12 protein-coding genes are annotated in these 11,827 nt (G+C 43.0%); 4 read left to right on the top strand and 8 right to left on the bottom strand.

Annotation, left to right across the window (positions count from 1 at the left end):
• Nucleotides 1–4: 4 nt before the first annotated feature.
• From JWG45_RS01720 to JWG45_RS01705, 4 genes are all read right to left on the bottom strand, one after another.
• Entirely contained in the window at nucleotides 5–490 is a 486-nt protein-coding gene (locus JWG45_RS01720; RefSeq protein WP_205278059.1) for an SRPBCC family protein, read from the bottom strand.
• A gap of 47 nt (nucleotides 491–537) precedes the next feature.
• The gene (locus JWG45_RS01715; RefSeq protein WP_205278058.1) at nucleotides 538–1,023 is read right to left on the bottom strand and encodes an SRPBCC family protein; all 486 of its coding nucleotides are present in this window, start codon (nucleotides 1,021–1,023) and stop codon (nucleotides 538–540) included.
• A 68-nt stretch (nucleotides 1,024–1,091) separates the two neighbouring features.
• Nucleotides 1,092–1,484 (bottom strand): DoxX family protein, encoded by a 393-nt coding sequence (locus tag JWG45_RS01710; protein WP_205278057.1) that lies wholly within the window; start codon nucleotides 1,482–1,484, stop codon nucleotides 1,092–1,094.
• Entirely contained in the window at nucleotides 1,465–1,860 is a 396-nt protein-coding gene (locus JWG45_RS01705) for an ArsR/SmtB family transcription factor (RefSeq protein WP_205278056.1), read from the bottom strand. The genes JWG45_RS01710 and JWG45_RS01705 overlap by 20 nt, the downstream gene beginning before the upstream one ends.
• A 247-nt stretch (nucleotides 1,861–2,107) precedes the next feature.
• Here JWG45_RS01705 and JWG45_RS01700 point away from each other — a divergent pair, with 247 nt between their 5' ends.
• From JWG45_RS01700 to JWG45_RS01690, 3 genes are all read left to right on the top strand, one after another.
• Nucleotides 2,108–2,539, top strand: coding sequence for an acyl-CoA thioesterase (locus JWG45_RS01700; protein ID WP_205278055.1), 432 nt, complete (start codon nucleotides 2,108–2,110; stop codon nucleotides 2,537–2,539).
• A gap of 649 nt (nucleotides 2,540–3,188) precedes the next feature.
• Complete coding sequence (locus JWG45_RS01695) at nucleotides 3,189–4,004, top strand: class I SAM-dependent methyltransferase (protein WP_205278054.1); 816 nt, start codon at nucleotides 3,189–3,191, stop codon at nucleotides 4,002–4,004.
• Between the two features lie 329 nt (nucleotides 4,005–4,333).
• Nucleotides 4,334–5,713 (top strand): PP2C family protein-serine/threonine phosphatase, encoded by a 1,380-nt coding sequence (locus tag JWG45_RS01690; protein ID WP_205278053.1) that lies wholly within the window; start codon nucleotides 4,334–4,336, stop codon nucleotides 5,711–5,713.
• Here JWG45_RS01690 and JWG45_RS01685 read toward each other — a convergent pair.
• From JWG45_RS01685 to JWG45_RS01670, 4 genes are all read right to left on the bottom strand, one after another.
• Nucleotides 5,691–7,268 (bottom strand): aldehyde dehydrogenase family protein, encoded by a 1,578-nt coding sequence (locus JWG45_RS01685; RefSeq protein WP_205278052.1) that lies wholly within the window; start codon nucleotides 7,266–7,268, stop codon nucleotides 5,691–5,693. The two genes, JWG45_RS01690 and JWG45_RS01685, sit on opposite strands and share 23 nt — an antisense overlap.
• Nucleotides 7,252–8,619: a proline dehydrogenase family protein gene (locus JWG45_RS01680; protein WP_205278051.1), complete on the bottom strand. Its 1,368-nt coding sequence runs from the start codon at nucleotides 8,617–8,619 to the stop codon at nucleotides 7,252–7,254. The genes JWG45_RS01685 and JWG45_RS01680 overlap by 17 nt, the downstream gene beginning before the upstream one ends.
• A 110-nt stretch (nucleotides 8,620–8,729) precedes the next feature.
• Complete coding sequence (locus JWG45_RS01675) at nucleotides 8,730–9,971, bottom strand: M48 family metallopeptidase (protein ID WP_205278050.1); 1,242 nt, start codon at nucleotides 9,969–9,971, stop codon at nucleotides 8,730–8,732.
• A 256-nt stretch (nucleotides 9,972–10,227) separates the two neighbouring features.
• Nucleotides 10,228–10,605, bottom strand: a complete 378-nt coding sequence (locus tag JWG45_RS01670) for a hypothetical protein (RefSeq protein WP_205278049.1) — start codon at nucleotides 10,603–10,605, stop codon at nucleotides 10,228–10,230.
• 290 nt (nucleotides 10,606–10,895) lie between these two features.
• Here JWG45_RS01670 and thiM point away from each other — a divergent pair, with 290 nt between their 5' ends.
• Nucleotides 10,896–11,681, top strand: a complete 786-nt coding sequence (thiM, locus tag JWG45_RS01665; protein WP_205278048.1) for a hydroxyethylthiazole kinase — start codon at nucleotides 10,896–10,898, stop codon at nucleotides 11,679–11,681.
• Nucleotides 11,682–11,827 lie beyond the last annotated feature (146 nt).

Genomic DNA, 11,827 nt, shown 5'->3' with positions numbered 1-11,827 from the left:
TTTATTAATTTGCTATCTTCGTTAGATAGTTTCTGAGTCTGTCGAGAGTTTGATTCATACCTTCGATTGCTCCATACTTTTCTACGACTTCGTCGCGAGCGGCCGCAGTCTGGAATAGGGAAAGCATCGTTAGTCTTGTTTTACCGTTTTCTTCTTCGAAGGTTACGGTTACGTGAAAATCGCCGGGGTGATCTTCCAAGTCCGAGCCGTGTTTGTAAACGAGACGTTCCGGCTTTACTACTTCGATATAAACGATTCGATTCGGATAATCCGTTCCGTCCGGTCCGTGCATGATGAGTTTCCAGATGCCGCCCGGTTTTACTTCCATCGTTTCGATCGTATTCGTAAAGCCGTTCGGTCCCCACCATTTGCCGATGTGATTCGGGTCGGTCCAGACCTTCCAGACCAGCTCTCTCGGGGCGTCAAACACGCGTGAGGCGGTAATCTCACGATCCTTCGTGTTTGATTTGTTATGGTTCGATAGGTTCATCGTTAACTCCGCTTAGGTTTTGGATCCGATCAAAAGGCAGCCAAAGATTATTGTAAACTTTCATCAAGTTTATCGACCATCTCGTTCCAGCTAGCCTTGGTCATTTCGCTGATCTCGCCTTTAGGAAGTCCGATATGTCTCAAAGTAAGTTTTGTCTTATCACCGACAGTTTCGAAAGTCAGAGAGACGGTTGTTTCTTCCGGAAATTCTCCAGTGAATCCGTAATGAGACGCCGGGACCTGATTTCCTTTTTCGTCAGCGAATGAATCCGTATAAACGAGTTTTTCAGGAATTACGATTTCACGAAAGATTCCGGTGCTCCAGAATTCCTGGCCTTCGGGAGAACGCATTCCGAAGACGTATTTCCCTCCGACTCGAAGGTCGAGTCGGCACGCTGGAGAGGTGAAATTTTTCGGCCCCCACCAGCGTATCAGATGTTCCGGATCCGTCCAGGCCTTGAAAACGAGTTCTCTCGGTGCGTCGAAAATTCTTGTGATAACAACTTCGTTTATCGTCTGATCCTTGTTAGCCATTTTGATTGATCCTTTTGGAATTCTAAATTTGATTTTTTCCCGAGGGTTTCGAATAGATTCGAATTTTCTTATAAACTCCAGACTCCGGAGAGTCTTCTGCTTTCGGGACGGAGTGCCCAGGAAACCGCGACTAACAAGAGACCGACGAGAGGCATCACGATGTGAACTGTTTCAAAACCGGAAATGCCGTTGGAAATGGAAGCGGATGTGAGATTGATAAACATACCTGCATAGGCCCATTCTTTAAGAAGGGGAAATTTAGGGACGCTGATTGCGATCGCACCGAGGAGTTTCCAAACTCCGAGAAGGGTCACAAAGTAAAGAGGATAACCAAGTTTGGTCATACCTTCCACGACTTCCGGACCTTGCACCGTATATGCGTATGCGGCGAAAGTGTAGTTTGCCGCGACAAGGGTTGTCGTCACCCAATAGATAATAGTTTTAATTTTTTCCTTGTTCATTGTCGAATTTCCTTGGATTTGTTTGTTCGTTTTTCTCGTTTCGCTGGAGTTCCCGCAAATAATCATCCAGTCGATCGAGTCTGGCTTCCCAGATTTGTCTGTATTCGTCGATCCAATCGGCCACTTCTTTTAATGGCCCTGTTTCTAAACGAGAAGGTCTCCATTGTGCCTCTTTGCCCCGGGAAATGAGTCCCGCCTTTTCCAGAACTTTCAAATGTTTGGTAATTGCGGGAAGACTCATCGCAAAGGGTTCCGCAAGTTGTTTCACAGTAACATCTCCATACCGGAGTGTAGCCAAGATCTTTCGCCGAGTCGGGTCCGCGAGGGCGGCAAATGTGAGGCTGAGATGATCTTCAGTAACTTCTTGTTGAACCATACGGTTAATTAACCTTTTGGTTAAATTATCCCTTAAGGCAAGGTTTGTCAACCTCTTTGTCAAAAAAAAGCCGGAAAAAAGGATCGGGAAATGAGAAGAATATTGAATATACTTTAGGAGGGGATCTGTCCACCGGATTCTAAGGTTTTAAGAACAAATTAATAATTTTATATCCAATTAATATTCTCATGGAAACAGAAACTGTTCATTCTGCTTTATGAGTACAGGATTATAAATGGAGTAGTTTATGAATTTGATTTCGAGAGAGTTTCAATCTGAGATCCGGGTGCTTTGGAGTCAATGTGATCCGAATGGACATCTCAATGTCGGGAATTTTCAGGTTTTTTTACATGAAGGAAGAATGGTGGCTCTGGAAGAAGCCGGGCTGAGTTATTCTAAGATGAAAGAAGAAAATATTGGCCCGATGATTCTTCGATCTGAAACGGATTATAAAGCGGAAATTCGATATCCGGAATCCATTCTCGTGACTACGAGTTTTGGAGAATTTCAGGGTTCACGTTGTAAGATCTTTCAAAAGCTTATTCGGAAATCCGACGGGAAGGTTGCCTGCGATTCTCTTTCTATTTGTATTCTTTTTGATTTTGCCAAAAAAAGACCTTGGAAGTATCCAGAGGAGTTGCTAAAGGTTTTGGAGTTGCATCCGAGTTCTTCCGAATAAAAAGAGAATTTTGGGAGTTCCTACTTTCGGTGGGATACAAAATAAAATCCACCTTGTAGAGAAGAGGCTATATCCTTACCTACAATTTGTCTGGATCTTAAGAAGAATCTGTCGTAACTCCTACAATCCTCCGTGAAAGTCGCGCGCCCCGCCCTGATCTCGGGTGGAGGGGAGAGGTGGCGGGAAAAATCTTGGGAGACTTTCCTCTATCAGAAAATCATACTTTTTGCAAGCGCAAATCCCCGTGTCGGAACTCCGACAAAGTAGTTTTGCTTCAAAAAGCTTGACTTCGGATCACCGGTCATAACTGGGAAAAATTTAAGAAGATTTTTTTTAAAAAAGCCGTCCGCCTGCCGAATCTCGAAATTTCTCTCCGCCGGATTCATTTTTTTTGTTCATTCTGAAACTGGAGAATGGAAGTTTATCTCTGAAGATTCGAATTCTTATCCGGAGAGGAAAGAGCAAAAAAACCGTTTTTGTAAACGTTCGCTTTCAAAGTCCGTTCCATTTTGGAAATAAATTATAGGCAGATATTGATCGTTGCGTCATATTGTTGTTAGCTCCTTGTCATCTCGGATTCCGGTTAATCGGAGGAAGAATTTAAGATTTTGCTGGCAATATTTTGCGACTCTTACAAAGAATAGGAATCATGTCCAATCCTCTTTCAACCGTTCCACCTTGGTCCTTAGTCGCGGAAGGATACACGAAGTCCACCAAACAATTCTTAGAAGCATATTCTCTTAAGGCGATGGATTTGCTCGGGCTAAAATCGGAGTGCGTCGTTTTAGACATAGCCGCGGGGCCCGGAACGCTCGCGATCCCTCTTTCGAAGTCAGTAAAGGAAATTTACGCGATCGATTTTTCGGATGCGATGATCGAACAGCTCAAGAAAGGAATGAAGGAAGCTAACGTTCAGAATATCGTTCCTCTCGTGATGGATGGCCAGAAACTGGAGTTCCCTGAAAATCGATTCGACGGAGCGTTTTCGATGTTCGGTTTGATGTTTTTTCCGGATAAACTCCAAGGCCTCAAGGAGATGTATCGAGTTCTTAAACCGGGAAAGAAGGCGGCGGTATCCGGTTGGGCGCCCGTTGCAAATTCTTCTCTGATGCAATTTTTATTCTCTGCACTTCGTCAGGCTAATCCTGAAATCCCGGAACCTCAGACCAATGTTTCCAGTTTTGAGAATCCGGAATTCTTTCTTGAGCAATTGGAGGCTGCAGGTTTTCGAGAGATCGAGATTCATCCGTTTTCAAATTCGCTCGAAGTGAAAGGAGCGGAAGAATTTTTAGATTCCATGATAGAAGGCGGTGCGCCGCTTCAATGGATGAAAAGCAAAATGGAAGAAACGATCTGGAACGAAAAAAGAAGAATCATGTTGGAGCACATTCAAGCGCAACTCACACAACTTCCGATTTCTCTTTCTTCCGAAGCTTACATTGCGGTCGCAAAAAAGCCGAACTGATTGATTTTAATCTTTTCGGTTTTCCATTGATAGAGATTTCATTGTGAACTTTTCACTCGCCAAAATCCATTTTTGAAACGTGTCTTAGAACCCGCTTCGGAAAGAAAACGCACCGTTCACAAACTTGGAATTTTGATTTTTTTAAACTGCGATACTCAAAGAAAAGAGTGTATATCGTAAAATATATGATACTCAGAAGACCGTTTCTCGATTCTTTTTAAGGATAAGAATTTAAGAATCCTTTCATTGAATTGTCTGATTCCCCGCGAGAATCGAGTCTGAAATGTCGAGCGAATATCTTTGGATCATAGGATGAAATTCAGGAAAATATGACTAAGTTTTTTCTTCAGTTGAAAAAAACTTTGAAAAGCGAAATCACTTTTTCTCTTCTTCAAGGAGCTTTCGGGGTTGTCGTCTTTTGGATCGTATTACGTTTTTATCTCCGCGATTCCGTCACACCCGAACCTCAGTGGGTTGTTCTCAATTTCTTATATACCGTCGCCGTAACCCTTTACAGTAATTTTAGAATGATCACGGGACGCTGGTCGGCGCTTCTTTGGGCTAATCGATCGCTTCTTCTTTCTTTACCGTTACCTGCATTCTACGGATACTTTACGTTTCTCGCACCTGAATACTTCCCGGTGATGTTTATTTTTGTGATCAGTATTCAACTTCCGGTGCTGGGGCTCGCACGAAGCGTCTATCTCACTTTGTGGTTCGTAACATACTACTTTGTCTTTTTCGGATTACTCCTCGCATATAATCCGGAATATTTACAGCTTCATATCAAATCGATTTTTGTTTTCTGGATCGTATTCTTTTTTATGCATATTTGGCTTTTGCGCGCGTCAGAAAACGTGCGAAATATGGGAAATCAACTCACCCGCCACCTCGTCGAAACCAAAAAACACAAACGGAACATCCAAAGACTGAATCGTGTTCAAACGCTTGATCTGACGCTGGCAAGAAGATTACAACAGGACACACTTCCGGATTTAACAAGGATTAAACGACCGGATCTGACTCTCTCGGCGAAATATTTTTCCTTAGAAAAAATCGGAGGGGACTTTTACGACGTGGTGGATTTGGGAGACGATCAGATCGGTTTTTTTATTTCCGACGTTTCCGGGCACGGGGTCGCTTCGGCCCTAGTGACGATGATGACCAAAGCGGCCTTTCGAAATCACTGCCAAGAAGTAAAGGAGCCGGATTTGCTTCTGAGTTTGGTCAATCGATCCTTGTGCGGAATATTAGAAAAACAGGATCTTTTTGTGACCGCTTTCTATTGTATCTTGAATAAAAGCGGAATGTTGAAATATGCAAGTGCGGGACATCAACCCGCTCTGGTAGTTCGAGGAAATTATACCGAGATCCACGAATTGAAAAGCGAGAATACGTTTATCTTAGGGATCGAACCGGATTGGAAGTATTATTCCTCCGAATATCAATTAAAAAAGAATGATAAACTAATACTCTTTACCGACGGATTGATAGAAGCGAAGAATAAGATGGGACGGGATTATGGAGAATCTTGTTTTGAGGAATTTCTTTTGGCGAACGCAAAACAACCTGCAGAAACTTTTTTGGATCTTTTGTTCTTTGATTTGGAAGAGTTTATGAAAGGGAAAAATCCGGACGACGACATCGCGATTCTCTGTATCGACTATCGTCCTAACGATTCTTCTTTTATTGAATTAGATCCGCGGTAAAACCTCTTCTCATCGTATTCTCGGTGATCGTTACCGGTTCCAAAAAACTTTTGATATAATCGGGGCCTCCCGCTTTTGCGCCGACTCCGGAAAGTTTGAAGCCGCCAAAAGGTTGTCTTTCCACAACCGCGCCTGTGATCGCTCGATTGATATAAAAGTTACCGGCTTCGATTTTCAGTTTTGCTTCTTCTATATGCTCCGGGTTGCGGGAATAAAGTCCAGCCGTGAGAGCGTAGTCGGAATCGTTTGCTTTTTGGATCGCTTCTGAAAACGTTTTTGTTCGGAAGATCGCAACGAGAGGACCGAAAAATTCCTTTTTAGCAAGATCGCCGTTCCAGTCTTCTTCTTCAAAGATCGTCGCCGGCACGTATTGGCCTTTTGTCTTTAATTCTTCGGATATATTAGTTTGAAAGAGAATTTTTGCCTTATGTTCGGAAATGATTTTTTCCAATCTCAGCCTTGATTCTTCGCCGATGACGGGCCCGATTTTTGCGGAAAGAATTTCCGGAGGGCCGACCTTCAATGACGAAACCGCTTCGATAAATCTGGCTTTGAAAGTTTCATAACAAGAATCTAATACGATCAATCTTGAAAGAGCGCTGCACTTTTGTCCTTGAAAACCGAAGGCGGAAATAAGCGCTCCTTCTACCGCAAGGTCCAAATCGGCGTCTCCGTCGACGATGATCGGATTTTTCCCTCCCATTTCGCATAACGCACGCTTGATTCTTTTTGCAGCCGGTTTTATGTTTCCGCATTCTTTGAGAATGGAAACTCCCACTTCTCTGGATCCGGTAAAGTTGATCAGTGCGACGTCTGGATGTCTTACGATTTCGGCCCCGATCTCTTCGCCTTTTCCCGGTAAAAAATGAAAGACCTCGTTCGGGATTCCCGCTTTTAAGAAAAGACGAAAAAGATAAAACGCGGTCGCAGAAGATTGTTCCGCAGGTTTTAAGAGAACCGCGTTTCCGCAAACAAGGGGACCGGCGCACATCCCCGTCAAAATTGCCGCAGGAAAGTTCCAAGGGGCGATCACACCTACAATCCCTTTCGGTTTATAAGAATAGAAATTTTCTTCGCCGGGAATATCGACTCTTTGTCCTTGGAAAATTTTTTCGTATTCGCTCGCGTAATATCTGCAAAAATCGATAGCTTCTATGATATCCGCTTCCGCTTCGGGAATATTTTTTCCAGTCTCCAAAAGAATAAGCGCACAGAGTTCGTCCTTGTTTTCACCGATCAAGTCGCCGACTTTCCGAAGAATCGAAATTCTTTCCTTAGGATTGCGGACGCTCCAATCGAAAGAATGTTTTTTTGAAATCAGGATCGAGTTTTCCAGAGTAGAACGATCGCTGAGCGAATATTCGGTCGTAATCTCTTTTTTGTTCGCGGGGTTTGTATGTTTTTCTTTTGAAAGATTTTTGATTTCCTTTCCGGAAATGATCGTCGGTACAAAAATCGGAAAATTACTTCGGACTTTTTGAATCGAATCGGAAATCCATTTTCTATTTTCCCCTTTGGAAAAATCTCGGATAGGTTCGTTACGAAAGTTTTGCATGGATCGATTCCTCGGGATTTTTTAGAAGACGTGAGTAATCCATTCTCCCCGTGATGAAATTTTGGAGAAAACCCTGATTGGAGGTGTTCTCCAAAAGTCTCCGTACGAGATAAGCCATTCCTGGGAGAAACTCGCCTAACGGCGTATATTCGCGGATTCGATAACCCATTCTTTTAAAGACAAACTTATATGAATTACCCATTCCGTATAACATCTGAATTTCAAAATCTCTTTTGGGAATTTCTTTGATTTCCGCGTAGGCGAGAATGGCGGAAAGACTTCGGATGTTATGGGACGCAAAAGCTGAAAGAATCCGAGGATATGAATCTAGGAGCATTTTCGCGCACGTTTCATAGTTGAAATCCGTTTCCTCTTTATTTTCGAAAACGGGGGTTTCCCAGCCTTTTTCTCTGGATCGAATCACTTCGTATTCCCAATACGCGCCTTTGACTAAACGGACCGTAATAGGAGTATTTCTATTTTTAGAATATTCTAAAATTCGAATGAGATCTTTTTGGGAATTTTTTAAGTAGGTTTGGATTACGATTCCGAAATGCGGATAAGCGGCGAACTCCGGTTCGGAAAAAATTTCTTCCGCAAGGGAAAGTAGAATTTCTTTGTAGTCAAATTGTTCAGCGTCTAAATTTATGAAATAGTTTTTTTCCTTCGCAAGTCGTAGAATCGGTCTTAGTCTTTCCTTAAGAGCGGATACTGATTCTTCCGTCGCCAAAGATGAAATCTGAGAATACAAACTCGAACATTTGACGGAAACGTTTACGAAAGGACAGGTTCCGTAGCGGGTGGATTCCGATCCCGCAAACGAATCCAGACTTTTTAGAATGTCGAGATATTGTTTTTGATAAGCGACCGCTTCTTTTTCGGAAAGGGCGGCTTCACCTAAAACGTCGAGAGTAAAAACGGATTCTTCTTTTCGTAGGTTTTGTAATCGCGTTTTCGCATCTTCGAAATTTATTCCGGCGATAAAGTTTCCGGAGGTTCTAAGAACCGCTGCTCGTATCATCATTCCAAAAAAGTAAGAGATGGGAAAAGCTGAGAGAACGTTTCGAAGAAACGGTCGGACCCAATTCGAAATTTCAGTATCTTTGTTGATAAGATAGAGAACAAAATGTTCAGTAATTTCTTTTTTTGTCCGCAAGGAAGGGAGAACATCCACAAAGCGGAACATTTCCACTTTGAGTTTAGGATAACGAAGCGAAAGTTTTAGAAACGTTTTGCTCCAGAAATGTTCGGAAAAAAATCGGGAGGAATGACTTTCGTCTTCTTTTAAGATCCGCATACCCAAGGTTTGAGTCTTGAGTTCGATATTTTCTTCGGATGAACCTGCTATCATCTATCCTTATGATCCCAAAAATTTTAGAATTTGAAACCATAAAAATAGGATTTATATGAATTCTTAGTAACAAGTTTCTTCCAATTGGAAGACGATTTCTTAACGGGAGGTTATTCTTTCCAAGCTTCTGCCAAATGGATTCTTTCCAGAGTGGTCGGGTGAGAATGGTAAAAGAAGACTTCCGCCGGATGCGGATTCAGCCTTCCTTGATTGTCTTTGGCCAACTTGATTTCGGTATTGATAAACGACTTCTTATCATTTGTCAGCACTAACGCTTCGATATCGGCTTCTATCTCCTGCGTTCTGCTCAAAGCACTCCAGACCGGCCTTGTCAAAGAGCCAAAAAGGGAAAGAAGTAAGAATAAAAATGGAAGTGTAGAGGGAGAATAAAATTCCCGCAATGATATGGATCCTTCAGTTTTGAACTTTTGAAAAAGATAACTCAATATAAAGCATAAAACCAGGGTTTCCATCGTACCGATTACTATATCTTTGACCTGATGATTGTGAGTCCAGTGTCCGATTTCGTGCCCGAGGACGCTGATGATTTCCTCTTCGGTATGATTTTGAATGAGAGTATCGTAAAGAAAGATCTTTCTGTTTTCTCCCCAGCCGGTAAAATACGCGTTTGTATGTCCAGAATATTTACTTTCGTTGATCACATAGACGTTTTCGATTTGGATTTCCGCTTTTTCACAAAGTGCGACGATTTTGGTTTTGAGATTTCCTTCCTCGATCGGTTTGTATTCGTAAAAAAGAGGTGTGATTACGATCGGAAATAAAATGGAAAATAAAAGGCCGAAGACTAAAGAAATCATCGGAAGTAAATATTTCCATGACCTCCGAAATTTTTTGAGTAAGAATGCGATCCCGACGACTGCGATGCTTCCGCCTAACGCGGCTATTCCCAAGGATTTGCCCGTATAAACGACCCAATCCGGAAAGGTCATTTTAGAAAAACCGAATTGGTGCTCAAGCACGAATCCGAAATAATATTGAAACGGAATCGAAATCAAAAATTGAACCGCGCTAAAAATCAAAAAGAAAAATAATACTGTGAGATAAAAACGATTCCCCGTTTTTTTTTCCAAATAAGATTCCAACTTCATGGAAAGAGGTGAGAAAACAAAAAGCCCGGCGACCACAAAATCCAAAAGATCGGATAGGACGGACGCGAAAAATCCGCTTCTTGCGTATTCGATTCCTTTTTGAATATCGACTTCGGTGAAGTATTTTAGAATTTGCTCATGCAGTTGCGACGAATTGTCGCCTTGATACGATAAATATTTCATCGCGAGCGTAAATAGAATTTGAATTACGAAAAGGAACAGAAGGATTGTTTTGAGTTGCATCGTGAATCTCGGATTTTGAAGGCTGAGTGATTTTCTAATTCATCTTCTTCGAGTCAAGTAATTTCCGGTTTTGGAAAACGCATTAGGGATACGGAAAGCGCGCAGCGTCTCGAACCTCATCGGGTCGATTTGTGATTGGGGCAATCCCGTTCGAGATGAGTCGCTTTGCGACGAACTTGGAGTAGCCCGACCCGCTTGCTTTTTCTTTCGTTCTTCCCTATGTCGAAAATTTTGCAAGCGGGGAATGCCCAAATCTTTAGCGTTTGTCCGGAAGGGGTGGGAGCGCATCTCTACATTTCGCGCTTAGCTCCGTTTCGTGCGATTTGAGGCAACGGATCGGTCCTCCGTTTTCGCGGGAGGATTCTTTGCAGAATTTTTGTTCGTCATTCGCACAAGCTTCTTTTGCAGCCTTGTGTCTTGTTTCCATTTCTGCGAGATGCGCTTTGCATGAGTCGGAGAGTTTGGATTCGTTTTCTTTGAGACAACGGTGTATTTCCGGTCCTGGTCTTGAGTCTTTACAGTAGGTTTCTCTTTCCGTTTTGCAGTTGTCTTTCGGGGCTCCGCTTTGTGCGTAGTCGCTTAACAAAAAAAGGAAATAGATTCCTATGACGATCGTATTCCTGAAAAGATTCATCCGTTACTCCTTTGATTGGGTCGATATGAAATTTATTTTCATATACAAAGATTTGGACCCGATGTCTTCGAAGTTCGTTTCTTTTTGTTCTTTGCGGAAGTAATTCCTAAAGAAGTGCTTCACTCCGATTTTTAGTAAGACCGATTCAGTCTTGTTTTCCGGCCTCCGACTCACTGGCGCGCTCCTCGAAAAGACGGTTTCTCTTTGAAAAAGAAACCGAAAACGATTATAGACCGTTAAATTCTTTACAGATTCGTTTCCGGTGTTATGAGTTGTGGAAGAAAGAATCAATGTCAACCACTTCGATGATAGAAAGAATATGGCCCTCTCGCGAGATCGTGGAAGATCTTTCCGAGCTCAGAAAGAAAACTCCCCTAACGCATGTTATAACGAATATCGTGGTCACCAATTGGACCGCTAACGTCCTCCTTGCAATCGGAGCTTCGCCTGCGATGGTGATAGCCGAGGAAGAAGTCGGGGATTTTGCAGCGATCGCGAACGGTGTTTTGATCAACGTCGGAACCGTAACAAACGCCGATGCAAAGGTGATGAGGATCGCGGCGACTGCGGCTAACGAGGCGGGAACTCCCTGGGTTCTGGATCCTGTGGCCGCTGGGGCTTTGCGTTTTAGAACCGAGGTTGTAAAAGAATTAATGAATCAAAAACCGACCGTCATTCGAGGGAATGCTTCCGAAATTCTTGCGTTAGCCGGAACAGGTGAAAGCGGGAAAGGTGTGGATTCCACGGCTCGATCCTTTGAGGCCTTGCCCTTTGCAAAAGAACTTTCTAAAAAAACCGGTGCAATCGTTGCGGTCAGCGGCGAAATCGATTATATTACGAACGGAAACGATACGATCGCCGTTCCGGGCGGGCATCCGATCATGACAAAGGTGACTGGAGTCGGTTGTTCCTTGGGGGCTTTGATCGCCTCGTTCTTGGGTGTTCAAAAAGATCCGTTACGTGCGGCAGTTTCGGCTTCTGCAGTCTTTGCGATCGCCGGCTCAAAGGCGGCACAAGAATCCAAAGGAACCGGAAGTTTTGCCGTCGCCTTTCTGGATCAATTGACTCATCTTTAACTCGAATCCTTAAAACGTCTTTTTGTTTCTGCGATCGATTTCGTCTTAATTTGCTCGCTTTCTAAACGGAAGTCGTATTTTCTCCTTTCGTTGTACGTTTTGAAAGAGAAAAGACATCGAATTCTAACTAAAGAGTATAAGGAAAT

Source organism: Leptospira ainlahdjerensis (assembly GCF_016919175.1).
In the GTDB taxonomy this organism is placed as follows: Bacteria; Spirochaetota; Leptospiria; order Leptospirales; family Leptospiraceae; genus Leptospira; species Leptospira ainlahdjerensis.
Note: the sequence above shows the minus strand (reverse complement) of the source record. Positions and strands in the feature narration are given on the sequence as shown.

What these genes read in the sequence shown, in the direction of transcription:
- thiM (WP_205278048.1), top strand. Translation starts at nt 10,896, where the DNA reads ATGTCAACCACTTCGATGATAGAAAGAATATGGCCCTCTCGCGAGATC.
- JWG45_RS01705 (WP_205278056.1), bottom strand. Translation starts at nt 1,860, where the DNA reads ATGGTTCAACAAGAAGTTACTGAAGATCATCTCAGCCTCACATTTGCC.
- JWG45_RS01710 (WP_205278057.1), bottom strand. Translation starts at nt 1,484, where the DNA reads ATGAACAAGGAAAAAATTAAAACTATTATCTATTGGGTGACGACAACC.
- JWG45_RS01685 (WP_205278052.1), bottom strand. Translation starts at nt 7,268, where the DNA reads ATGCAAAACTTTCGTAACGAACCTATCCGAGATTTTTCCAAAGGGGAA.
- JWG45_RS01700 (WP_205278055.1), top strand. Translation starts at nt 2,108, where the DNA reads ATGAATTTGATTTCGAGAGAGTTTCAATCTGAGATCCGGGTGCTTTGG.
- JWG45_RS01715 (WP_205278058.1), bottom strand. Translation starts at nt 1,023, where the DNA reads ATGGCTAACAAGGATCAGACGATAAACGAAGTTGTTATCACAAGAATT.
- JWG45_RS01670 (WP_205278049.1), bottom strand. Translation starts at nt 10,605, where the DNA reads ATGAATCTTTTCAGGAATACGATCGTCATAGGAATCTATTTCCTTTTT.
- JWG45_RS01675 (WP_205278050.1), bottom strand. Translation starts at nt 9,971, where the DNA reads ATGCAACTCAAAACAATCCTTCTGTTCCTTTTCGTAATTCAAATTCTA.
- JWG45_RS01720 (WP_205278059.1), bottom strand. Translation starts at nt 490, where the DNA reads ATGAACCTATCGAACCATAACAAATCAAACACGAAGGATCGTGAGATT.
- JWG45_RS01690 (WP_205278053.1), top strand. Translation starts at nt 4,334, where the DNA reads ATGACTAAGTTTTTTCTTCAGTTGAAAAAAACTTTGAAAAGCGAAATC.
- JWG45_RS01695 (WP_205278054.1), top strand. Translation starts at nt 3,189, where the DNA reads ATGTCCAATCCTCTTTCAACCGTTCCACCTTGGTCCTTAGTCGCGGAA.
- JWG45_RS01680 (WP_205278051.1), bottom strand. Translation starts at nt 8,619, where the DNA reads ATGATAGCAGGTTCATCCGAAGAAAATATCGAACTCAAGACTCAAACC.